This is a genomic window from Ruegeria sp. CDSC052 (assembly GCF_059610685.1).
The window spans coordinates 719,347-742,240 of sequence record NZ_JBXWOB010000001.1; the positions used below are offsets into that span (position 1 = coordinate 719,347).

Annotated in this window: 25 protein-coding genes and 1 tRNA gene; 12 read left to right on the forward strand and 14 right to left on the reverse strand. The window is 58.2% G+C overall.

All coding sequences use genetic code 11. The features are described from left to right. Positions 1 to 59 precede the first annotated feature (59 nt). The 3 genes from AC2FIM_RS03605 to AC2FIM_RS03615 form a co-directional block, all read right to left on the reverse strand. The gene (locus AC2FIM_RS03605) at positions 60 to 473 is read right to left on the reverse strand and encodes a Fur family transcriptional regulator (protein WP_142633379.1); all 414 of its coding nucleotides are present in this window, start codon (positions 471 to 473) and stop codon (positions 60 to 62) included. Positions 474 to 546: 73 nt separating this feature from the next. Then, positions 547 to 1,251 carry an endonuclease/exonuclease/phosphatase family protein gene (locus AC2FIM_RS03610; protein ID WP_142635102.1) on the reverse strand — a complete coding sequence of 235 codons (705 nt, stop codon included), beginning with the start codon at positions 1,249 to 1,251 and terminating at the stop codon, positions 547 to 549. A gap of 127 nt (positions 1,252 to 1,378) precedes the next feature. Next, positions 1,379 to 2,797, reverse strand: coding sequence for a protein adenylyltransferase SelO (locus AC2FIM_RS03615; protein ID WP_271948072.1), 1,419 nt, complete (start codon positions 2,795 to 2,797; stop codon positions 1,379 to 1,381). A gap of 85 nt (positions 2,798 to 2,882) precedes the next feature. On the opposite strand from AC2FIM_RS03615, the gene AC2FIM_RS03620 reads away from it, so the two are divergent. Next, positions 2,883 to 3,302: a cupin domain-containing protein gene (locus AC2FIM_RS03620; RefSeq protein WP_271947457.1), complete on the forward strand. Its 420-nt coding sequence runs from the start codon at positions 2,883 to 2,885 to the stop codon at positions 3,300 to 3,302. Between the two features lie 3 nt (positions 3,303 to 3,305). Continuing rightward, a complete protein-coding gene (locus AC2FIM_RS03625) occupies positions 3,306 to 4,196 on the forward strand; it encodes a fatty acid desaturase (RefSeq protein ID WP_271947459.1) in 891 nt (296 codons plus the stop codon). Here the strand turns inward: AC2FIM_RS03625 and AC2FIM_RS03630 are convergent. After that, complete coding sequence (locus tag AC2FIM_RS03630) at positions 4,162 to 5,286, reverse strand: anhydro-N-acetylmuramic acid kinase (RefSeq protein WP_496675959.1); 1,125 nt, start codon at positions 5,284 to 5,286, stop codon at positions 4,162 to 4,164. The two genes, AC2FIM_RS03625 and AC2FIM_RS03630, sit on opposite strands and share 35 nt — an antisense overlap. Positions 5,287 to 5,469: 183 nt before the next feature. Between AC2FIM_RS03630 and tyrS the strand changes: the two genes are divergently transcribed. Then, positions 5,470 to 6,717, forward strand: a complete 1,248-nt coding sequence (gene tyrS, locus AC2FIM_RS03635) for a tyrosine--tRNA ligase (RefSeq protein ID WP_281971972.1) — start codon at positions 5,470 to 5,472, stop codon at positions 6,715 to 6,717. An 81-nt stretch (positions 6,718 to 6,798) separates the two neighbouring features. Here the strand turns inward: tyrS and AC2FIM_RS03640 are convergent, their stop codons facing one another. Then, entirely contained in the window at positions 6,799 to 7,527 is a 729-nt protein-coding gene (locus tag AC2FIM_RS03640; protein ID WP_496675962.1) for a hypothetical protein, read from the reverse strand. A 197-nt stretch (positions 7,528 to 7,724) separates the two neighbouring features. Here AC2FIM_RS03640 and AC2FIM_RS03645 point away from each other — a divergent pair, with 197 nt between their 5' ends. Next, a complete protein-coding gene (locus AC2FIM_RS03645; protein ID WP_496675966.1) occupies positions 7,725 to 8,480 on the forward strand; it encodes a 3-hydroxyacyl-CoA dehydrogenase in 756 nt (251 codons plus the stop codon). Between the two features lie 81 nt (positions 8,481 to 8,561). On the opposite strand, the gene AC2FIM_RS03650 is transcribed toward AC2FIM_RS03645, so the two are convergent. The 3 genes from AC2FIM_RS03650 to AC2FIM_RS03660 form a co-directional block, all read right to left on the reverse strand. Further along, a complete protein-coding gene (locus AC2FIM_RS03650) occupies positions 8,562 to 10,370 on the reverse strand; it encodes an ABC-F family ATP-binding cassette domain-containing protein (protein WP_271947467.1) in 1,809 nt (602 codons plus the stop codon). Positions 10,371 to 10,411: 41 nt separating this feature from the next. Next, positions 10,412 to 11,146: a GNAT family N-acetyltransferase gene (locus AC2FIM_RS03655; protein ID WP_271947469.1), complete on the reverse strand. Its 735-nt coding sequence runs from the start codon at positions 11,144 to 11,146 to the stop codon at positions 10,412 to 10,414. A gap of 98 nt (positions 11,147 to 11,244) precedes the next feature. Beyond that, positions 11,245 to 11,721 (reverse strand): outer membrane protein assembly factor BamE, encoded by a 477-nt coding sequence (locus tag AC2FIM_RS03660; protein ID WP_271947471.1) that lies wholly within the window; start codon positions 11,719 to 11,721, stop codon positions 11,245 to 11,247. 85 nt (positions 11,722 to 11,806) lie between these two features. Here AC2FIM_RS03660 and AC2FIM_RS03665 point away from each other — a divergent pair, with 85 nt between their 5' ends. The 8 genes from AC2FIM_RS03665 to AC2FIM_RS03700 all read left to right on the forward strand — a co-directional run bounded on the left by AC2FIM_RS03665 (position 11,807) and on the right by AC2FIM_RS03700 (position 17,156). After that, positions 11,807 to 12,343 carry a YceD family protein gene (locus tag AC2FIM_RS03665; protein ID WP_271947473.1) on the forward strand — a complete coding sequence of 179 codons (537 nt, stop codon included), beginning with the start codon at positions 11,807 to 11,809 and terminating at the stop codon, positions 12,341 to 12,343. A 206-nt stretch (positions 12,344 to 12,549) separates the two neighbouring features. Beyond that, positions 12,550 to 12,756: a 50S ribosomal protein L32 gene (gene rpmF / locus AC2FIM_RS03670; RefSeq protein WP_037316137.1), complete on the forward strand. Its 207-nt coding sequence runs from the start codon at positions 12,550 to 12,552 to the stop codon at positions 12,754 to 12,756. A gap of 22 nt (positions 12,757 to 12,778) precedes the next feature. Continuing rightward, entirely contained in the window at positions 12,779 to 13,867 is a 1,089-nt protein-coding gene (gene plsX, locus AC2FIM_RS03675; RefSeq protein ID WP_142633356.1) for a phosphate acyltransferase PlsX, read from the forward strand. 21 nt (positions 13,868 to 13,888) lie between these two features. Continuing rightward, positions 13,889 to 14,860: a beta-ketoacyl-ACP synthase III gene (locus AC2FIM_RS03680; protein WP_281994500.1), complete on the forward strand. Its 972-nt coding sequence runs from the start codon at positions 13,889 to 13,891 to the stop codon at positions 14,858 to 14,860. A 96-nt stretch (positions 14,861 to 14,956) separates the two neighbouring features. Then, on the forward strand, positions 14,957 to 15,259 hold the full coding sequence (gene ihfA / locus AC2FIM_RS03685) for an integration host factor subunit alpha (RefSeq protein WP_037316145.1): 303 nt from the start codon (positions 14,957 to 14,959) through the stop codon (positions 15,257 to 15,259). Positions 15,260 to 15,277: 18 nt separating this feature from the next. Continuing rightward, positions 15,278 to 15,877, forward strand: coding sequence for a MerR family transcriptional regulator (locus AC2FIM_RS03690; RefSeq protein WP_496675986.1), 600 nt, complete (start codon positions 15,278 to 15,280; stop codon positions 15,875 to 15,877). A gap of 61 nt (positions 15,878 to 15,938) precedes the next feature. Continuing rightward, positions 15,939 to 16,015, forward strand: a tRNA-Pro gene (locus tag AC2FIM_RS03695). Between the two features lie 61 nt (positions 16,016 to 16,076). After that, entirely contained in the window at positions 16,077 to 17,156 is a 1,080-nt protein-coding gene (locus tag AC2FIM_RS03700) for a 2'-deoxycytidine 5'-triphosphate deaminase (protein ID WP_271947481.1), read from the forward strand. On the opposite strand, the gene AC2FIM_RS03705 is transcribed toward AC2FIM_RS03700, so the two are convergent. The 6 genes from AC2FIM_RS03705 to argS all read right to left on the reverse strand — a co-directional run bounded on the left by AC2FIM_RS03705 (position 17,157) and on the right by argS (position 22,789). After that, positions 17,157 to 17,399 carry a hypothetical protein gene (locus tag AC2FIM_RS03705; RefSeq protein WP_271947484.1) on the reverse strand — a complete coding sequence of 81 codons (243 nt, stop codon included), beginning with the start codon at positions 17,397 to 17,399 and terminating at the stop codon, positions 17,157 to 17,159. Positions 17,400 to 17,463: 64 nt separating this feature from the next. After that, positions 17,464 to 18,111 (reverse strand): SMC-Scp complex subunit ScpB, encoded by a 648-nt coding sequence (scpB, locus tag AC2FIM_RS03710; protein ID WP_281994496.1) that lies wholly within the window; start codon positions 18,109 to 18,111, stop codon positions 17,464 to 17,466. Next, positions 18,104 to 18,898 (reverse strand): segregation and condensation protein A, encoded by a 795-nt coding sequence (locus AC2FIM_RS03715; protein ID WP_142633343.1) that lies wholly within the window; start codon positions 18,896 to 18,898, stop codon positions 18,104 to 18,106. Before AC2FIM_RS03715 ends, scpB begins: the two co-directional genes overlap by 8 nt. Further along, positions 18,888 to 19,895: a beta-N-acetylhexosaminidase gene (nagZ, locus tag AC2FIM_RS03720; RefSeq protein WP_496701228.1), complete on the reverse strand. Its 1,008-nt coding sequence runs from the start codon at positions 19,893 to 19,895 to the stop codon at positions 18,888 to 18,890. Before nagZ ends, AC2FIM_RS03715 begins: the two co-directional genes overlap by 11 nt. Continuing rightward, positions 19,892 to 20,956 carry an SPOR domain-containing protein gene (locus tag AC2FIM_RS03725; RefSeq protein WP_496707929.1) on the reverse strand — a complete coding sequence of 355 codons (1,065 nt, stop codon included), beginning with the start codon at positions 20,954 to 20,956 and terminating at the stop codon, positions 19,892 to 19,894. Before AC2FIM_RS03725 ends, nagZ begins: the two co-directional genes overlap by 4 nt. A gap of 87 nt (positions 20,957 to 21,043) precedes the next feature. Further along, the gene (gene argS / locus AC2FIM_RS03730) at positions 21,044 to 22,789 is read right to left on the reverse strand and encodes an arginine--tRNA ligase (RefSeq protein ID WP_496707928.1); all 1,746 of its coding nucleotides are present in this window, start codon (positions 22,787 to 22,789) and stop codon (positions 21,044 to 21,046) included. Between the last annotated feature and the right edge of the window lie 105 nt (positions 22,790 to 22,894).

A 22,894-nucleotide genomic window follows, 5' to 3' on the forward strand; every position in this document is an offset into this window, starting at 1 on the left:
CAATATCCGCCCGGGAATCATGAATTCCCGTGCGCAGGCCGTTCGTTTTTTGTGATGGATCAGTCGTGGTCTAGCGGAACGCCATACAGTTCCAGCCGGTGCCCTTTCAGCTTGTAGCCCAGCTTAGCTGCAATCTTTTCCTGTAGCGCTTCGATCTCAGGGTCTACAAATTCGATGACTTCACCTGACTGCATGTCGATCAAGTGATCATGATGGTCCCGTTCGGCATCCTCGTACCGCGCGCGACCATCACCGAATTCCAGACGCTCCAAAATCCCGGCCTCTTCGAACAGTTTGACGGTCCGATAGACGGTGGCGATGGAAATACCAGAATCAACCTGCGAGGCGCGCGAATAGAGCTCTTCGACATCGGGATGATCATCGCTTTGTTGCAGCACCTGTGCAATCGTGCGGCGCTGTCCTGTCATACGCAGGCCTTTGGCTTCGCAACGGGCGATGATCGTGTCGGACATAGGAACCCTCGGCATATATTCGGTTCTCTGTATTAAACCGTATGCGTGATCGGCGCTACAGGGGATTTACCGGCTAAGCTACAAGGCGTAGATCGGCCCAGATTGGCAAGTGATCCGAGGCGATATGCGCGGGTCGCACCGAATGCACGCCATGCAAAACAGCCTCAAGCCCCGCGCCGAGCGCGATCCGATCCAGCGCGCCCAGCGGCTGTGCCGCTGGAAAGCTGGGGAATGGTGGAAGAAAGTGCATATCCGGGGCCAGGTGATCCAGAACCGGCTGTCGGGACCATTCATTGAAATCCCCCGCCCAGACAGTTGGCAAATCCTCTAGATTCGCATCGCACCGTCTGAGGTGGGTGATTTGCTGACGGCGTGAGGCGGGCAAGAGCCCCAGATGCATGCCCATCACCCGAAGCGGACCGATTGGTGTGTCAAACTCGACCCTGACAGCCCCACGCGGTTCCAGCCCCGGTAATTCGTGATGCCCGGTCTGCCGGACACGGATCGCATCACCCCGCCAGATCACTGCATTCCCATGCCACCCCAAGCTGCCAGCCCCACCCAAATCAACGATCTGCCATCCCGCTTCGTCCAGCATGAAATGCGGCAGGGCCGCAGGGCGCGGAGGCAATCGTTTGTCGGCCTCTTGCAAGACGACAATATCGGCCTGCAGGCTTTCGATGACCTGAAGAATCCTCTGGGGCTGTCGACGTAGATCCAGTCCGACACATTTCTGAATATTATAGCTGGCGATGCGCAGGATTGCGGTCTGAGACATGGGTTCCTGAAAGTCCGTTTGAGATCGCAGGATTGCGCTGCTCATCGTTGATTGCAAGCCGGCTTCACCAAAGCAAGCGCATGGCGAAACACCGACGTCGCTGACTGCGAAAACAGGTGTGAGGAACTCATGTACCGCAGAAGGTCGCCTGAACAACCTCATCCTGTGCCGGTGGCCGTGTCAGATCCAAAGCGCCGGGTTGATCCTCATAGGGCCGGGACAGCACATTGTTCAGCCGGTGGAATGGGTCAAAATCCCCCTGCACCGCCGCCTGGATCATCTGTTCGACCCGGTGGTTGCGCGGGATAAAGGCCGGATTGGCCTTGTTAATCACCTCAGCAGGTTTTTTTTCACGAGACAGCCGCGACCGCCAACCGTCTGCCCATTGATCAAAGGCCTGCGGATCGGTGAATTGATCCCGCGCCTGATCGCCGCCCAGCGCCCGGAAGGTATTGGTGAAATCCGCCTGGTTCTGCGCCATGCAATTCAGCAAGTCCGAGATCATCTCAAGATCGCCGTCTTCCTGCGTCACAAGACCGATCTTGGCCCGGAACTTTGTAAGCCAGTGCTGCTGTATCAGGTCGGGCATCGCATGGACGATCTCGGTAGCCTCAGCAACGGCGGCCTCTTTATCCTCGAACTGCTGGATCAGCGCGGTCGCCAGTTGCGCCGCATTCCAGACGGCGATTTCGGGCTGGTTGGAATAGGCATAGCGACCCATGCGGTCGATCGAGCTGTAGACGGTATTGGGATGATAGTTATCCATGAAGGCGCAAGGGCCGTAATCAATGGTTTCGCCTGAGATCGAGCAGTTGTCAGTATTCATCACCCCATGGATGAATCCCACACCCATCCATGCGGCAATCAACTGCGATTGTGCGTCGACAACAGCGCGCAAAAGACCCATCGGGCCGTCGGCCTGCGGGTAATGGCGCTGGATGGCATAATCTGTCAGTCGACGCAGACTGTCCAACTGTCCACGCGCGGCGAAGATCTGAAAGCTACCTACGCGCAGGTGGCTTTGTGCGACACGGGTCAGGATCGCACCAGGCATTGGACCTTCTCGAAAAATGGCCTCGCCAGTCTCAACGGCGGCCAGCGCCCTTGTGGTCGGGATGCCCAGCGCGTGCATCGCCTCGGACACCACATACTCGCGCAGCACTGGACCCAGCCATGCACGTCCGTCACCCTGTCGGGAAAACGGCGTCGGGCCTGATCCCTTCAACTGGATATCCCGTCGGACGCCATCCGTCCCAACTGTCTCGCCCAGCAAAACCGCGCGCCCGTCCCCAAGCTGGGGGTTATAATTCCCGAACTGATGCCCTGAATAGAGCTGTGCAATCGGTTCTGCCCCTTCTGGCAGGGTGTTGCCGGAAAAGGCCTCGGCCATTTCATGCACCTCGCCGGGCGTGATTCTCAGAATCTGCGCAAGATCGGAGTTGAAAGCAATCAAGCGAGGCGCACGGACCGGCACCGGCGCTTGCCGCGCATAAAAGCTGTTTGGCAAACGGGCGTAACTGTTGTCGAAGGGGATCATCAGAGTCATGTTCCAAACATATTCCTGATCGGGACGAATACCATAGCGGATCGTCCAATCCCGTGCATAATCGCCCTGAAACGACCGAGGCCCCATGACCGCACAAGAGATCATTCAACATCTGAATCTGCAACGCCACCCCGAAGGCGGCTGGTTCCGTGAAACCTGGCGCGCTGATAACCACGGCCGCGCCACCGGGACCTGTATCTATTTTCTGCTGGCCCAGGGCGAGGCCAGCCATTGGCACCGCGTCGATGCGACCGAGATCTGGCTGTATCACGCGGGGTCACCCTTGGTGCTGTCGCTCAGCGCAACCGAAACTGGCCCGGCGACCGACCACATGCTGACCCCGGACCTGTCGCAAGGCGCACCACAACTGATCGTGCCCAAGGATCACTGGCAGGCCGCGCGCAGCAAGGGGGCCTACACGCTGGTCTCTTGCACCGTGTCCCCGGGGTTTGAATTCGACGGGTTCGAACTCGCCGCTCCAGGGTTCGACATCCCCCGAGGCTGACCGATGGATCACCGCGCCCTCATCGCATCACTCCCGGCCGAGGCCAAAGACCGGCTGCAGATGCGGTCTGACGCGGCGGGTCTGAGGCACTTGGTGCTGTATCTATTGGTGCTGAGCGCAACGAGTACAGGCATCGCCGTGCAAATCCCGCTCTGGCCGCTGCTGATCCTGCCGCAAGGCGTGCTGCTGGTGTTTCTGTTCACCCTCAGCCATGAATGCACCCACAAAACGCCGTTTCGGACTGGCTGGATGAATGATGCGGTTGGGCATCTTGTCTCAATCCCAATCGCCCTGCCCTTTACCTGGTTTCGGTACTTCCACCTTGCGCATCACAAATGGACCAACCACCCGGACAAAGACCCCGAGCTGGGTGGCAAACCGCGGCCCGACAGCTGGCCCAGCCTGCTGATCTCTCTGAGTGGTTGGCCTTATTGGTCTGGGATGACGAGCGTTCTGATCAGTAACGCAATGGGCCGGATCGAGGCGCCCTATTTGCCGCATCGCCAACATAAGGCCATGCGGATTGAGGCCCGTGTCCTGCTGGCCATTTACGCGCTTGCAGGGGCAAGCCTGCTGGTGTCTCCTTTGGTGGTCAGCTTATGGCTGTTGCCGGTCTTGGTGGCACAGCCCGTTCTTCGGCTGTACCTGCTTGCGGAACACGGCCTCTGCCCGCCGGTGGCGAATATGCTTGAAAACTCGCGCACTACGTTCACCAACCGATTGGTCCGATTTCTGGCCTGGAACATGCCCTATCACGCCGAACACCACGCCTTTCCAAACGTTCCCTTTCACCAGCTGCCGACGCTGCATGACTGGACCAAGGCACATTTGAAATCGACCTCTGAGGGGTATTCAGAATTTACGTCAGACTACGTTCGCTCGATGGAACGCTGACCATCCCGCCCCCGACCAGTGCCTTGACCCCTGTGGTGCCGGGGCAAGAGGTCGGCAGCCCGCGCGCGACACGGACAGCAAGATAGGCAAAGGCCTGTGCTTCCAGCATATCCCCATCCAGACCAACCGCTTCGACCGGCTCCACCGGACAATCCAGCGAAACGCGCAGCATCTCCATCAGGACCGGGTTATGCCGTCCCCCTCCTGTCACCAACACACGCGACGGCGGTTCCGGGCAATGCTCGATCCCTTGCGCAACTCCGGCCGCGCACATGCCGGTAAGCGTGGCAACTGCATCAGCATCTGATAATTCCTGAACCAGGCGGATCATCTCGGCAAAGTCGTTCCGGTCCAGCGATTTCGGCGGCATCCTGTTAAAGAAAGGCTCTGCCAGAAACAGTTCAAGTGCTCCGGCCTCGACCCTACCGCCGCGCGCAACCGCGCCGTCGCGATCCATGGGCAGACCCAGACGTTCCTGCATCAGATCATCAACCGGTGCGTTGGCCGGACCGGTGTCAAAAGCCAAGAGCGCACCTGGTATTTCAGGGCCATCAAACCTGGGATCTACATAGGTCAGGTTCCCGACCCCACCCAGGTTCAGAAAACAAAGCGGTTGGTTGGCCTCAATCCACTTGGCACAGGCAAAGTGGTAAAAGGGCGCAAGCGGAGCGCCCTCGCCCCCCATCGCCACATCATCGCTGCGGAAATCCCAAACGACGGGGACACCCAAGGCCTGCGTCAGGCCATCGCCGTCACCCACCTGCAACGTACCGCGCCCGCTTGGTTCATGCGCTAGGGTCTGACCGTGAAATCCGATCAGGTCAATCTCATCGAAGTCGGCCAGTATTTCGGCATGGGCAAGCGTGACCAATTCCGCCGCGGTATCCACATCATGGCCATGCCACTGCCCCAATGCAGCACGAAGCGTTTTCCGCTCTGCATCTGAATAGGCGCGGTATCCGGTGGGCCCAAAGCCAAGAATTCTGTAACCGTCCGTTTTGATCACCGCCGCGTCCACGCCATCCAGCGAGGTCCCCGACATTGCACCCAATGCAGTCAATACGCCTGATTTGCTAATTGCCCGACCCACGCCAGCCCTCTTTCGCCTGTTCGCGCCCGTTCTGTCGTCGCGTTGCCCACAACCTGCACGTTAACGCAAACCCAAGGCAAGCCAGATCACATAAGCCGCGTGTTTTTCTTGGATAAGGTGCCTTTTCCTTGTCATCCCCACCGCCTATACACTGCCCCGCAACATTAACCCAAAGGGCACGATATGACCTACCACCCCAAATCGGATTTCATCGCCACGATGATCGAGCGCGGCTTTCTGGCTGACTGCACCGATTATCAGGGCCTTGACGAGGCGCTGATCAGCGGGTGTCAGTCGGCGTATATCGGGTTTGATGCAACAGCAAAGTCCCTACATGTGGGCAGCCTGATCCAGATCATGATGCTTCGCTGGTTCCAGAAAACAGGTCATAAGCCGATCACCCTGATGGGCGGCGGCACCACGAAGGTGGGCGATCCGTCCTTCCGGTCAGATGAGCGTCCCCTGCTGGGCCCGGACCAGATCAACGCCAATATCGCAGGCATCAGAAAGGTGTTTGCCGCCTATATCGACTATGATAGCGGCGCAGAAAACGCAGCACTGATGCTGAACAACGAAGAGTGGCTGGACGACCTAAATTACCTCGACTTCCTGCGCGACATCGGCCGGCATTTCTCGGTCAACCGGATGTTGGCCTTTGAATCGGTGAAATCCCGGCTGGACCGCGAGCAATCGCTGTCCTTCCTCGAATTCAATTACATGATCCTGCAGGCCTATGACTTCCTTGAACTGAACCGTCGCTATGGCTGTGTCCTACAGCTTGGCGGTAGCGATCAGTGGGGCAATATCGTCAACGGTATCGACCTGACCCGTCGCGTGTTGGATAACGAGATTTATGGCCTGACCTCACCCCTGCTGACCACCAGCGATGGCAAGAAGATGGGCAAATCGCAAGACGGTGCAGTCTGGCTGAATGCCGAGATGCGCTCACCCTATGAGTTCTGGCAGTTTTGGCGCAACACCACCGACGCGGATGTTGGGCGGTTCCTTAAGCTGTACACCGAACTGCCTGTGGATGAGTGTGACCGCCTTGGCGCATTGCAGGGGTCCGAGATCAACGAGGCCAAGATCCGCCTGGCAAACGAGGTCACCTCCTTGCTGCACGGGACCGAGGCTGCGGCAAATGCCGAGGCCACCGCTCGCGAAGTGTTCGAAAAAGGTGGCGTCGGGGACGATCTGCCGACCCTAACGGTCGGCGAAGCAGACTTGCCGATATCCATCGTGCAACTGATCGTACAGTCTGGCCTGGCGAAATCTGGCAAAGAGGCCAAGCGCCTGATTGCAGAAAACGGCGCCAAACTGGACGACGCTTCATTAACAGACGCGGGTCTGATGATCGACGCAGGCGCCTTGTCCTCGCCCATCAAACTGAGTGCGGGCAAGAAGAGGCACGCGCTGGTTCAGTTGGGATAACTAAGACCTCTCAAAGAAAAACGGCCACCTAATTGGGTGGCCGTTTCTGTTTCGGCATGAGCAAATCCGTCACTTGCAGGCTTATCGCTTGCCCCCTTTGCCTCCGCCGTTTCCATGGCCGCCGCCGCCATTGCCGTGGCCTCCGCCGTGGCCGTTGTTACCTCCACCGTTTCCGGTGCCGGGGCCAGAGCCGCCATTATTGCCCCCGCCATTGCCGGGGTTCCCAGCGTTTCCATTGCCATTTCCGGGGCCGTTACCGCCTTTACCCGGACCATTACCCCCTTTGCCGGGACCATTGCCATTTCCGGGTTTGCCGGGGCCATCGCCACCACCATTGCCGGGATCATCACCTGGGTTGTCGTCACCGGGATCATCCCCACCACCGTTACCCGGATCATCGCCGCCGCCGTTGCCGGGACCGTTACCGCCCGACCCGCCGGACCCTGTTCCACCGCCGCCAACCGGCGTGACCGGACTGCTTGGGTCCGAACTGCGGTCTTCGCCCGCATTTGCCGCGCTTACGATTGATGCTGTCGGAAAGTCGGTCAACAAGGCGGCCAACCCCGGGCATTGCGCGGATGTGTTTCGCAATGTGGTTTCGAAATCCGCTCGTTTCTGCAAGCGCTCCAGAAAGCTGGGGGTTACCTGCGTGCACTCACACATGGTCGCATAATCGCCGCTGTTTGCAGCATCCCGCGCCGTTTTCCAGTTGCAGACCTCTGGTGCAGCGGCCGCACTTCCAGCCGCCATAATCCCCAGAAACGGAGCGGCAACCAAAGCGGAAAGCCCTGATTTGGTTCCAATTCGCATAGTTTGTCCTCCTCAAATGCGCCACCCAGACGCTCGATTGCGTTCAGTGTCGATTTGAGATTCCAACATTAAGAACGCCTGAAGCTGACCTGAGAAAGCCTTGAGGAAGGGCCGCCTGCCCGACGCCCCCCTATGGACACTGTCCCTTGGCTGATATTAAATGAACGTATGTTCATATCTTTTGGAAGGAGATCCAGATGCACCTGTCGACCACCGCAGCCATTGTCACCGGAGGCGCCTCGGGGTTGGGTGAGGCAACGGCCCGCTTTTTTGCAGAAAACAATGCACAGGTAACCATTCTGGACCGGGATGCGGACCGAGGCAGCCAGGTCGCAACAGAAATTAGCGGGCATTTCGCCCAGACGGATGTGACCGATGAAACATCCGTGGCCGCAGCCATCGCCCATGCCCGTGAGAAGATGGGAGCGATCAACGCGGCAGTGAATTGCGCCGGGATCGCGGTTGGCATGAAAACCGTAAGCAGGGATGGCCCGCACCCGCTTGATGCATTTCAGCGCACGATCGACATCAACCTTGTGGGTACATTCAACGTTTCACGCCTTGCAGCCGCGGAAATGGCAAAGAACGACCCAGAACCGGATGGCGCGCGTGGGGTTATCATCAACACGGCTTCAATTGCCGCCTTTGATGGGCAAAAGGGTCAGGCTGCCTATGCCGCTTCGAAAGGCGGTGTGGTGGGTATGACACTGCCCATGGCACGGGATCTGGCCGCGTCCGGTATCCGCGTGATGACCATCGCACCCGGAATCTTTATGACTCCGATGCTGGCCGGTCTGCCCGAAGAGGTGCAGCAACAACTGGCCTCTGACGTTCCCAACCCTGTGCGCCTTGGCGACCCCCGCGAATACGGGCGACTGGCCGGGTTCATCGTCGAAATGGGTTATCTGAACGGCGAGGTCATCCGTATCGACGGCGCGCTGCGAATGCGCTGAGCGTGGCTGATCACCTACCGATGAAAACCGCTCGCTCAAATGAACTGTGGTCGGATAGCCGGCCACAGCGCGAAAGCTGATCTAGGCGCCCTCGGCCTTTTCCTCGAGGATCAGCCACTCTTCCTCGGCTGCGGCCAGCTTTTCCTGCCGCTCGACCAAAGCCTCGGTCGCTTTCTGAAACTTAACAGGTTCACGGCTGAAAAGCTCGGGATCGGACATCAGCTCTTCAAGCTTTCCGATTTCCGCCTCAAGCCGCTCAATCTCGGCAGGCAATTTCTCAAGACGGTGTTTCTCTGAAAATGATAGCCCCAGTTTCGGCTGCGCCTCTTGCTTTACCTTTGGCTTAGAAGCTTTTGTTTTTACTTCTTTCTTATCAGCCACCTCGCCGCGCTGAGCGAGGTAGTCCGACCACCCCCCGGCATAGACGGTTGCACGGCCGTTACCCTCCATCGCGATGGTCGTTGCGGCCACACGGTCCAAGAAATCGCGGTCGTGGCTGACCAGCAAAACGGTACCGTCATAATCATCCAGCAGTTCCTGCAACAGATCCAGTGTTTCCACATCCAGATCGTTGGTCGGTTCGTCCAATACCAGCAGGTTCGACTGTTTGGCCATCAGCTTTGCCAGCAGCAGACGGGCTTTTTCCCCACCGGACAGTGACTTAACGGCTGCTCTGGCCTGCCCCTCGTCAAACAGAAACTCCTTGAGGTAGCCGACCACATGCTTGGGTTGGCCACCCACCATCACCTGATCAGCCTTGCCGGAAACACGCATCTCGGGGTCACCAGTCAGGCTGTCCCAAAGGCTCATTTCGGGGTCCAGCTGCGCGCGGGTCTGGTCGAAAACCGCAATCTCAAGATTGGTGCCCTGCGTGACCGAACCCTCATCCGGGTTCTCTTGTCCCAACAGCATTTTCAGCAATGTTGTCTTGCCGACGCCGTTTGGGCCAACAAAGGCCACGCGGTCGCCCCGCTGTACCAACAGGTCAAAGTTGCGCACGATCTGATGATCACCAAAAGACTTGGATAGGCCTTTGGCTTCAAACACTTTTCGCCCTGATTTTGGTCCAGCCTCAAGGGTCATCGCGGCCGAACCCTGACGTTTTATCTGTGCGGCTTTTTCAGATCGAAGGTCCTGCAAGGCGCGGACCCGACCCTGGTTGCGCTTGCGACGGGCGCTGATGCCCTCGACGGCCCATCGCGCCTCGGACTTGATCAGTCGGTTCAGCTTATGACGTTGCTGGTCCTCTTCCTCCCAGATCTTGTCGCGCCAAACCTCGAATGCCGTAAACCCCTGCTCCTGCCGTCGGACCGCCCCACGATCGATCCACAGCGTCGCGCGGGTCAAGGCGCGCAGAAAGGCACGGTCGTGTGAGATCAGCACATAGGCCGTCCGTGTCGATCCTAGCTCACGCTCGAGCCAGGCGATGGCTTCGATATCAAGATGGTTGGTCGGCTCGTCCAGCAGCATCAAATCCGGGGCTTCGGCCATCAGCTTGGCCAGCGCGGCACGGCGGCGTTCACCGCCCGAGGCCGTCTCAACAGCGCGCGCCGGGTCGAATTTCAGCCCTTCGCCTGCGCGTTCGACTTTGTAAAGCTCACCCGGTTCTAACCCGCTGGAGGCATAGTCGCCGAGCGTAGCAAACCCTTCCATTCCGGGGTCTTGCTCCATGTAACCGACTGACTTACCCGGGGGAATTACAATCTCGCCCTTGTCCGGTTCTACCAAACCGGCCATCACCTTCATCAAGGTTGACTTGCCGGATCCGTTCCGCCCAACCAGAGCGACGCGGTCGCCTGGTTGAACCACCAGATCAAGGTCTGAAAAAACCGGATCGCCCCCGAAAGTCAGGGAAATGCCGGACATCTGCAATAAAGGAATTCTTGCCATGCCCGCCAGCTAACCCCGCAGCGTCGAGCCGTCAACGGCGATTACCCGGCAACGGCCCGCAGCAAACGTTTACGTGCGGGCGGAATGGCGCAGATTTCGAGGCCGGTAAAGACATGCAAAGTGTTCATGTGACGGTCAACGACTGCGTGGTCACTGACCCAGCCGCCCATCATCAGGTAAGTACGCAGCAAAGGGGGCATGCGCATCATGGCTTTTTTCGCATCCGGGCGCCGACGCAATCTCGCGGCGAACCGGAAAACATCTGGGGCCTTGACCCGTGGCAACCAGCGTTTCGGGGCCAGATGGCGATGTTTCAACATCGCAAAAGCATCAAGATATTCCGCCGTTTCTGTACCCGCAAACGATGAGCAGCCAAACAGCATCTCAACATTATTCTGATCGACAAATGCAGTCATCGCCCCCCAGGCAACACGCAGAATGTCTGGGTCGTTTTGACCAGGATGCACGCAAAAGCGCCCCATCTCGACCATATGCCCCTTAAACCCTTCAAGTGCCGAGAGGTCATAGAACTGGGCGGAATAGCTTTGGCCAATCTCGGCCCCGCGCTCCATCATCAACATGCGGAAGCAGCACACGAGTTTACCGTTGGCACGCATATCCTCGACCAGAATATGCGTACAACGGCTGTCGAACTCATCCTGATCAGGCTGATCAGTCCCGAAAGCCAGTGTTCGAAGACACTGCGCCGCCGCAACATCCTGCGGTGTTTGCGCCTGACGCGCACGGTACCGGCCCTTGCCGAGCAATAGTGCCATGGTCGCATCCTCCTGGGTTGCTGACCTGTTTCGTCTTGCAGGGTCAATAACACAGGATTTGTGACCGCCCTGTGAAGTTGACAAGACGTGACTAAGAATTAGTTGGTCGCGCCAGGAATGTTTGCCGGGTTGAAGTTGCCGATATTGCCAAGCAGCTGCCGCAGGAACCCACGGTTCTGAACTGAGGATTCGGTAATACGACGATCCAACGTCACGACGGTTCCATCCTCAAGGCCAAAGCGTTCAATATTGCGCACAACACCCCGGTCATCGAAGCTGATCGCCACAAGCTCGCGCGAGACGATTTTCGGTCGTTTCGGACCATAATGACGAACGCGTGATGTCACATAATAAAAGCCGGAATCGCGAACGACGCCTGAAGTACTGGGCGCGCCAACGGATTCGAGTACGCTTTCACGTGTATCTACACCCACCTGAATTTCGGCCAGGTCCTCGGCTGTGGGGACATATCCGTGTTTCTTGAAGACCGGAGCACACGCACCAGCAGCGGTCAGACAGGCCGCAAATACGAGCGTTCTGGACGCTGGTTTCAACCTGCTCATAACTTTCAACATTCACACCCTCTTGCCTTGGGACCGTGCGGCCCCTATCCGATTACATCAAACCGCCACCCCGGTTCAACACACGAAAGGGCCACGTATGAGCAACCAGACATCTTTACGGGTCGCCGACCTGCCTCAGAACGCACCGACGCCCTTTGAAATTCGCCCTGACGCACAGGAGTTGGATGTCTTAAAGAACGAGTTGAGCCTGCTTGGGCTGCGTAAGCTGAGTTTTGTCGGCGAGGTGCGTGCGCATGGAAAGCGTGATTGGGCGCTTTCAGGAAAACTGGGGGCAACCGTGATTCAACCCTGTGTCGTGACGCTGACACCGGTTACCACGCGGATCGACATTCCGGTAACCCGGATGTTTCTGTCAGATTGGACAAACCCTGACGAGGAAGAGTTCGAAATCCCGGAGGGTGACGAATCTGAACCGCTAGGGACCGAAATCGCTCTGACCGAGGTCATGTCCGAAGCGCTGGCGCTTGCCCTGCCCCAGTATCCCCGGAAAGAAGGTGCCGAATTGGAACAGGCGGGCTTTACCGAACCCGGCAAACAGGCAATAACGGATGAAGATGTCAAACCCTTTGCGGGCTTGGCCGGGCTGCGCGATGCACTGAAAAAAGACGAGTGACACGGGCCTGAAATCCTGTCATAGCAGGCGCTCAGAAAAATCGCTTGAACATGCTGAGAATCGCAGTATTTTCGCGCGCTCATCGGAATTTGGGTTGGACATCGCGGGGCCCGTCCCCTAAACGCGCGTCAAACCACGAGAAAAACGAAGAATGAAACCTGGCCCGCAGCGAATCTGCCGGCCCTTAGTAGACAAAGGTTGAGACCATGGCTGTCCAACAGAACAAAGTTTCCAAGTCGCGTCGCAACAACCGCCGCGCGCACGACGCTCTGGTTGCTGCAAACCCGAACGAATGCGCCAACTGTGGTGAGCTGAAGCGCCCGCACCACGTCTGCGCGTCCTGCGGCCACTATGATGACCGCGAAGTCGTCGCTCAGGCCGACGAAATCGACCTGGACGAAGACGCGGCCTAAGCCCTAAAAGCGCAGGCCAAGCATGACAGAACAGCCCACGCACGCCGGACGGATTACCATCTCGGTTGACGCAATGGGCGGAGATTCGGGGCCCGCTGCTGTTGTGGCGGGGATCGCTAAATCGGCGGATAAGAACCCCGATATCGCGTTCATCTTGCACGGGCCTGAGGCCATGTTGCGCAAACTTGTCGCAAAACGGCGTGTCCTGAACGGGCGCGTCGTTTTTCGTGATTGTCCCGATGTGGTCACGATGGAGGACAAGCCCAGCCAGGTCGTCCGGCACGGCAAGCAAACTTCGATGTGGTCCACACTGGAGTCGGTACGTCAGGGTGAAGCCCATGGCGCGGTCTCCTGTGGTAATACCGGCGCATTGATGGCCCTGTCGATGATGCGTCTACGTAAGCTGCCGGGAGTAAACCGCCCGGCAATCGCTATTTTGTGGCCCTCGCGCAATCCGCAGGGTTTCAATGTGATGCTGGACGTAGGCGCGGATGTGCGCGCGGACGCCAAGGACCTGCTGCAATATGCTTTGATGGGTGCCTCTTATGCCCGAAACGGCATGGCGTTGGAACGTCCACGGATCGGCCTTTTGAATGTGGGCACCGAGGAACATAAAGGGCGCGCCGAGCTAAAAGAAGCGCATGGCATGATCTCGGATTTTGCGGATCAGGCCAGCTTTGACTTTGTGGGTTTTGTCGAAGGCAGCGACATCCCGGGAGACAAAGCCGATGTCATTATAACAGACGGGTTTACAGGCAACGTCGCCATCAAGACCGGAGAAGGCACAGCCAGCCTGATCGGAGATCTTCTGCGCGAGGCGTTCAAATATTCTCCGCTCTCACGACTGGCCTCGATCCTTGCAATCACATCTTTGCAGCGGTTGAAGAAACGAATTGATCCTCGGCGCGTGAATGGTGGGGTTTTCCTTGGCCTGAACGGAACCGTCGTCAAATCACATGGTGGTGCAGACTCGACCGGCGTGTCAGCCGCTGTAAAGCTGGCCTTTACCCTGGCCGAGTCCGGCTTCGCCGAAAAATTGGCAGCACGGGTTGCATCGACAGCCGAGCTTGCACAAGATGCCGCAGACACGCCGTCGAAGGCCGGTGAATAACAAAAAAGGCAGTACCCCAGCATGGCAGGCCGTTCAATTATAGTTGGTGTCGGGCACTATTTGCCAGAGCGCATCGTCCCGAATTCCGAGTTCGAAGAAACGCTCGATACGTCTGATGAGTGGATACGGACACGTTCCGGGATCGAACGCCGGCATTTTGCAGCGGAAGACGAAACCACTTCGATTATGGCTACAAAGGCTGCCAGTGCCGCACTGGTCGATGCGGGTCTGGAGGCAGATGATATTGATGCGATTATTCTTGCAACATCGACCGCTGACCTGACGTTTCCCTCTGCCGCAACAATGGTTCAATCGCAGCTTGGCATGACCAAAGGCTTCGCCTTTGACGTACAGGCGGTTTGCGCCGGATTCGTCTATGCCATGACCAATGCCAATGCGCTGATCGTGTCAGGCCAGGCCAAACGCGTGCTGGTCATCGGCGCCGAGACGTTCTCTCGTATCATGGACTGGACCGACCGGTCGACCTGCGTGTTGTTCGGCGACGGCGCCGGAGCGATAATCCTTGAACAGCATGAGGGCGCGGGAACCTCGGACGATCGGGGCATTCTGGCAACCGACCTGAACTCGGACGGGCGCTATAAGGACCTGCTCTATGTGGATGGAGGCGTCTCGACCCAGTCCACAGGCTATCTGCGGATGAAAGGAAACCAGCTGTTTCGGCAGGCAGTTGAACGTCTGACCTCTACCGCAGAAACCTGCCTCGAGAAGGCTGGGCTAAGCCATGAAGATGTGGATTGGATCGTACCGCATCAGGCAAACATTAGAATCATTCAGGGCACAGCCAAGAAATTGGGCGTTCCTATGGAACACGTTGTCGTTACCCTGCAAGACCACGGAAATACCTCGGCCGCATCTATTCCCCTGGCAATGTCTGTTGCGAAACAGCGTGGGCAGTTCAAACAGGGTGATCTGCTGGTCACAGAGGCAATCGGAGGTGGATTGGCCTGGGGCTCAGTCCTCTTGCGGTGGTAACAAGCGCAATTCAGCTTACACACTCGCCCGCAATTCATTGATATTGACAGCGAATTTGCCCTGACCCTATGCTCTGATAGCAACAGGGGAATTGGCATGAGCGACAAAACACTGACCCGAATGGATCTGAGCGAGGCCGTATTTCGTGAAGTTGGCCTTTCACGCAATGAAAGCGCGCAACTGGTCGAGAGCGTTCTGAACCATATGTCCGACGCATTGGTGCGCGGTGAACAGGTGAAGATCTCGTCTTTTGGAACGTTCAGTGTTCGGGACAAGACAGCTCGTATCGGCCGCAATCCCAAGACAGGCGAAGAAGTTCCAATTCAGCCTCGCCGTGTTCTCACCTTCCGCCCGTCGCATCTGATGAAAGATCGCGTCGCCGCAGGGAACCGCAAATAAGATCAGGACGGCACGAATATGAGCAAGTCCCCAGACGCCTTTCGCACCATCAGTGAAGTTGCGGACTGGTTGGGTGTGCAGCCGCATGTTCTGCGATTCTGGGAAAGCCGCTTCAATCAGGTGAAACCGGTAAAACGGGCCGGTGGGCGCCGATATTATCGCCCCAACGATATGCGCCTGCTGGGCGGCATCAAGAAGCTTTTGCATGAGGATGGGATCACCATCAAAGGCGTACAGCGCATCTTGCGTGAACAGGGCGTGGCGCATGTTTCTTCAGTGTCCCAGGGCCTGGATGAAATGGCGAATCTTGAACCCTCACCCGATGCAAATGTCGTTGTGCCATTCACGGCCAAGCCAGCCCCCCCGCAAGAGCAGATACATCTGGATCTTGGCGACGCGCAAAAACCCGAACCGACCCCTGCCCCCGCTCCGCCAAAAGCTGAGCCTGCGGCCCAAGCCCAGCCGTCTTATCCCGACGCCTCGCCCTTGTTGGGTGGGATCGCGACATTGGCCTGGACCCGAGACGCATTCGATGACCAGTTGCTCAGCCAGATAGCACCCATCGCGCAAGAGCTGCGCAGCGTGTTGAACCGAATAGAAAACCGATCGGCGGGATAAGAAAAAAGGCGATGATTTCCTCTTGCCCCCGCCGGGAAAGTCTTTATGAACACCTCAACGTCGGGCTATGGCGCAGCCTGGTAGCGCGTCCGTCTGGGGGACGGAAGGTCGCAGGTTCGAGTCCTGCTAGCCCGACCAAATCACACCGACGTTTATGGCACACAGGCCAGATCCCGCTCTGGCATCAGGGGGGATCGGAATGACCGGCGTATGCCCGAACCAGCAGATAGAGGCGATGATCGCGCGCGGTGAGATTACCGCAAGCCCAGAGGTCATCCCCGCCCAGATTCAACCCGCCAGCCTTGATTTGCGTTTAGGTACAGTAGCTTACCGGGTACGTGCCTCGTTTCTGGCAGGCGAAGGTCGCACCGTAGCCGAACGTTTGTCGGAATTTGAGATGCACCGCATCGATATCTCTGAAGGTGCCGTGCTGGAAAAGGGCTGTGTCTATCTAGTGCCGTTGATGGAATCGCTGGCCCTGCCCCAGGGGCTGAGCGCGGCCGCCAATGCAAAAAGCTCGACCGGGCGGCTGGATCTTCTGACGCGCACGATCACCGATGGCGGGACCGAGTTTGACCGGGTGCCTGCAGGCTATACCGGCCCTTTGTATGCCGAGATCTGCCCCCGCTCATTCTCGGTTCTGGTGCGTCCGGGAATGCGGCTGAACCAGATCAGGTTCCGGGAGGGACAGGCCGTGCTGAGCGATACCGATCTAAGCGCCCTGCACGCCGAATCCCCGCTGGTCGATGGCCCCGCTGTCATTCAGGACGGGCTCGGGTTCTCGGTGGACCTGCGGCTTCCCGACACCGATTTGGTGGGCTACCGCGCCAAGCCTCATACCGGTGTCATTGATCTGGACCGGATTGGCGAATACGACCCTCAGGAATATTGGGAAGAGGTGCGTACCACCGATGGGCGCATCATCCTCGACCCCGGTGCGTTTTACATTCTGGTCAGCCGCGAGGCGGTGCATATCCCGCCGATGTATGCGGCTGAAATGGCCCCCTATCTGGCGATGGTCGGGGAATTCCGGGTGCATTATGCCGGTTTCTTCGATCCCGGTTTTGGCCATGCCGCCGCAGGTGGCGAAGGATCACGCGGAGTGTTGGAAGTCCGCTGTCACGAGGCCCCATTTGTGTTGGAGCACGGCCAAGTCGTCGGGCGGCTGGTGTACGAGCGGATGTCAGAAATGCCCACGCAGCTTTATGGTGCGGGCATCGCCTCGAACTATCAGGGACAAGGATTGAAACTGTCCAAGCATTTCAAAACGGTAACCTGATCAGAACCGGATAAACCGGCGCATCTGATTGGCCACTCGCTGGGCTTGACGCATATTTTGACGCTGGCGGTTTCCCTCCGCCTGCAGCTGATCAGAGGCACCTGAGCTCTCGTGCGGCGGCTGCTCTTGCCCCGACTTCTGGCCCACGCGGCTGGCCATGTCGAACCCCTTGTCCACCCCTTTGGTGACAAGCCGCCGCATGACCTGTCGCACAATCATGTCAATGATACGATTGGCATTCATTGCTCAACTCCGATTTCCAGGCTTCTAAATAGTCGATTTGTGCGGCAACAAAAGGGCCCCGTGATCACTCTTCCTCGAACAGTTCGGTTTGATCTTCGTCTTCCTGCCCCTCTCCCAGTGGGATCGTTCCCGGAGGCGGTCTGTTCTCCAGCAAACCGGCAGCGCGCAATTCTTTCAACCCCGGCAAATCCCTGGCGTTCTCCAGCCCAAAGTGATCCAGAAACTGCGGAGTCACCACGAAAGTCACCGGACGGCCCGGCGTCATGCGACGACGACCCAGTCTGATCCACTCCATCTCCAAAAGTTGGTCGATGGTCCCGCGCGAGACCGATACGCCGCGAATTTCTTCGATCTCGGCACGTGTACAGGGTTGGTGATATGCCACGATCGCCAGCGTTTCGATCGCGGCCCGGCTGAGTTTGCGGGTTTCAACCGTTTCTTTTTGCATCAGAAAACCCAAGTCTGGGGCAGTGCGAATGGCCCAGGATTCACCAACCTGAACCACACGAACACCACGCCCTTCATAGCGTTTCTTAAGCATTTCCACCGCCTGTGACGCGTCGCTGCCATGGGGCATCCGCACTTCTAGATCGGCAATCGTCACCGGCTCGGCGCTGGCGAATAACACGGCCTCGACCATGCGTTCTTGCTCGGCCATAGGCGGAGCTTCGAACAGGGTGCCGGTACCTTCTTCCTGAGGCGCGTCAGTCACGGGATTGGGTCCTCTTGCGTAGTTGTATTGGAGCAAAAGTTTCGCTCTGCTGTATTTCCATATGCCCTTCTTTCACCAACTCAAGTGAGGCCGCAAAAGTAGCCGCCGTCGCGGACCGCCTGCGCACCGGGTCGGCATCCCAGCCCTCGGGCAGATAGGTCTCCATATCCGTCCAGGCCCCGGCAAAGCCGATCAGCGGGCGCATACGTTCCAGCGCCTGTTCCATCGTGAATACGGCGTCACGGTCCATGACAAAGGGGCGGAATTCATCACGGGTGCGAATGCGGGCATAGCCCTGCATCAGGTCCAGCAGCGTGGCGGAATAGGTCACGGTGCGGATGCGCGTGACATCCTCGCCCTGCCCGCGTTTGAAGAAATCGCGCCCTAGCTGATCGCGCCCCATCAATCGGGCGGCAGCATCGCGCATGGCCTGAAGCCGCTCTAGCTGAAACGCCAGATGCGCAGCCAGTTCTTCGCCCGAGGGGCCTTCGTCATTCGGATCCGGAGGCAGCAGCAAGCGCGATTTCAGAAAGGCCAGCCATGCCGCCATCACCAGATAGTCGGCGGCCAGTTCGATCCGCAGCGCCCGTGCCTTTTCAACAAAGGACAAGTATTGCTGCGCCAGCGCCAGAACCGATATTTTGCGCAGATCAACCTTTTGTGTGCGGGACAGCATCAGCAGCACATCGAGCGGGCCTTCGAACCCGTCGACGTCTACGATCAATGCCTCTGCCGCAAGGCGATCCGCGACCGAGACGGGGTCTTCGCTAAAAAGATTATCCGACATACACCTGCCCGCCCATTAGGCGAGAAAGTTCGGCTTCGGCGGCTTGGATGTCAAGTTCCTGCGGGGCTTTGCGCATCGCCAACGCCCGTTCAGCGCGTTTCTGTGCCTGTTCGGACATCTTTCCGGCGGTGCTCAGCACCTTAGCACGGGCATCAAAAGAGCCATTGCAGTACAAAACCACATCGCACCCTGCAGTTAGCGCCTGATTGGCAATCTCTTCTGGATTTCCGCTCAGGGCCTTCATCGAGATATCGTCCGTCATGATCAGCCCGCCAAACCCGATCGTTTTGCGGATCAGGCTGATCATGGTCCGAGAAATCGTAGCAGGTTGAGGGTCAATCCGGTCATAGACCAGATGCGCCGTCATCCCCATGGGCAGATCGTTCAAATCCCGAAACGGGCCGAAATCTGCTTCGGTCAGCTCCTCTTGCGTCAGATCGACATGGGGCAGGTCATGATGGCTGTCCAGCGTGGACAAACCATGACCCGGCATGTGTTTGAGCACCGGCAATACACCGCCATCCAAATGCCCCTCGGCAGCCGCACGACCGATCCGAGAAACCATTTTGGGATCAGATCCATAGCAGCGGTTTTTAAGGAACGGATGCGTCTCGTTCCGGGCCAGATCCACCATGGGGGCGCAGTTGCTGTCGATCCCAAGCTCGAACAGTTCATTCGCAATCAGGCGATAGCGCAGATACATAGCACGTTCGGCCTGCTCTCCGCTCTGGGCCACGTGATCCAACGGCGGCATCCATTCCCGTGCCAGCGGTGTGCGCAGACGTTGCACACGTCCACCCTCTTGATCAACAGTGATCGGGCAGTTACGCCCCACAGCCTCACGGAAATCGTCGCATAGGGCGCGCACCTGATCCGCAGACTCGATATTACGGGCGAACAGAATGAACCCGAATGGGTTCATCTCTCGGAACAGTTTTTTCTCGTCAGACGTCAGGCGCAGACCTTCAGCGTCGGTAATGACTGCGCCGAAACTCACCGCGCGGCAACCGGAATGCAATCAGCGCCTTCGGCCTGCAAAGCGGCACAGAATTGGCGCGAGTCGCTCAGATCGTCAAACCCCAGAACCCGAAGACGATAGAAGGTTCGCCCACCGCTTGAGGTTTTCTGTATAACACGCTGTTTTCCATCCATATAATCCCCGAATCGTCCATTCATGCGATCCCATTCCGAGCGCGCGACGTCCGAATTTTCATAGGCGCCAAGCTGGGCCATACGGGTGCCCTTGGTCAGAGTTTCAGGATCCACATCCAAGCCGACCGCAGCTTTGACCGCCGCGTTGATCGCGTCTTCGGTAGTGCTGTTTGACGTAATTGCGCTGCGCACACCGCCAGCGGGGCGCAGGACCGGGCGCAGCGACCGGCGCACACCAGGCAAAGCCGCCAGTTCTGGGTCCGGTTGCGATGCAGCCAGATCAGCCGGATCAATAGCAGGCTCTTCCTCGGGGATGGTCAAAGAGGCCAACTGAAAACTTTGCTCGCCAACCTGATCGGAATTTTCCGCCTCTCCCGCCAGTTCAGCAACCAGTGTATCAACCGCGCCCTGGCGCATCTGTGTGGCCGTCCGGTCAGAGACGTTTTCATCGACCACATGTACGGCAGGTGTCGGTTGCAACGGTGCCACCGGAGTATCTTCATCTGTCAGGGAAACCGGGCGCGGTGCAAGGATCAGCCGATCAGCAGGCGGCGCTGCTGTGCCCACTGCCGCAACCGTGTTCACGGCCAAACCCTGATGATCCGCAGGGGTGCCACCCGGGCTATCCGGCTGAATACGCATTGGTCCATCTAAGGCCCGAACAACCGGCACGCCACTCACATCGCGCATTACCAAATTGTAACCCCAAACACCGATGCCAGCGACCAGCGCCAATGATGCAACGGCACCCAGAGCACTAACAATACGACCCAAACCTGCGGGATGGGGCGTTTCGTCATATCCGTGCAAGTCATTAGGGAGGTCATACCCATCCTGAGGATGAGCTTGATTCGTATAATGCATCTGCTCGGGGCGCATTTGCCCCGGGTAATCGTAACTTGCCATGTCCGCCTCACCGCCCGTTTAGCGCCGAAAATAAGGCGCGCGGGTCATTTCTTGCCTACCTCGTACCGGCGGTTCGGACGGTGTTGTTCACCGCATCTCCTGCGCCGGAGTAACGCCAAGAATACCCAAGCCTGCTGAAATCACAACAGAAACGGACCGGGCCAGTGCGATTTTTGACTGGCTTGTGGCAACATCGCCATCCTGAATAAACCGCAGCTGGGTTTCATCGTTGCCCTTGTTCCAAAGCGCGTGGAAATCCCCTGCAAGTTCATACAGATAGAAGGCAACGCGGTGGGGTTCATTGGTACGCGCGGCGATCTCAACCAGACGCGGCCATTCGGCCAGCTTCTTGGCAACAGACAGCTCAGAGGCATGGTCGATCTTACCCAGATCGGCGCTTTTAAGCGCTGGGTCCTGCGCGTCGATCCCGGCCTCAGCTGCACGGCGCAGAACACTCATCACGCGGGCATGGGCATATTGGACGTAGAAAACGGGGTTCTCGCGGCTTTGCTCCAACACCTTGTCAAAGTCAAAATCCAGGGCAGCGTCATTCTTGCGGGTCAGCATCACGAAGCGGGTCACATCCGGGCCAACCTGATCGACCACATCACGCAATGTGACGAAGTTCCCTGCCCGCTTGGACATCTTGAACGGCTCGCCGTTCTTCCACAGTTTCACCAACTGGGTTAGCTTGATATCCAGCGGTACCTTGCCATCGGACAGAGCCGATACTGCGGCCTTCATCCGTTTGACATAGCCACCGTGGTCAGCGCCGAACACATCGATCAACGCGTCAAACCCACGGGTCACTTTGTCATAGTGATAGGCGATATCCGGGGCAAAATAGGTCCAGCTCCCGTCCGATTTCTTGACCGGGCGATCCACGTCGTCGCCATGCTCGGTCGATTTGAACAGGGTCTGCTCACGTGGTTCCCAATCTTCGGGCTTTTTGCCCTTGGGCGGCTCCAGCACGCCCTCATAGATCAGGCCCTTGTCGGTCAGGGATTGCAACGCAGCTTCAATCCGACCCGTGCCATAGAGCGACTTTTCCGAGAAGAACACATCCATCTCAACGCCCAGCGCCTTCAGGTCGGCGCGGATCAGGTCCATCATCGCGTCTGTCGAAAACTCGCGCAGTTCTTCCAGCCAGTCGCTTTCCGGTTTGTCGATCAGGCTGTCACCGTATTTCTCTTTCAGCGCCTCACCAATCGGGATCAGATAGTCGCCAGGATACAGGCCTTCGGCAATCTCGGGGCTCAGCCCGTTTGCCTCGCGATACCGTTCGTAAGCCGAGCGTGCCAGAACATCCACCTGCGCGCCGCCATCATTGATGTAGTATTCACGGGTCACGTTATGGCCGGAATAGGCCAACAGGCTTGCCAGCGCATCTCCGAACACCGCGCCCCGCGTATGACCCACATGCAAGGGGCCGGTCGGGTTGGCCGAGACGTATTCCACGTTGACCTTCTGCCCATGCCCCATGGTCGAGCGGCCATAGTCCGTGCCCTGTTGCAGCACCGCAGCCAGTACACTCTGCCAGACCGATGGCGCCAACCGCAGGTTCAAGAACCCCGGCCCGGCAACCTCGGCACTGGTGATCCGGTTATCCTCGGCCAGCTTTCCGGCCAGCGCATCGGCAATGTCGCGCGGTTTCATCTTGGTGGGCTTTGCCAGCACCATAGCCGCATTCGTCGCCATGTCGCCATGCGCCGCATCGCGCGGCGGTTCAACGGCCACGTTGTCAAAGCTCAGCCCTTCGGGCAGCGCGCCTTCGGACTGCATCTGTGCCAGCGCGTCCAGCACGAGGCTGCGGATCTCGGAAAACAGGTTCATTTCGAATGTCCTTTTGCTTGCCCGGCGGTTTACCACGCGGTGCAGCAAGGTCAATGGACGGCGCCAGAATGCGCTTGGAATAAGAGCCGCCGCCGCTAAGGTCGG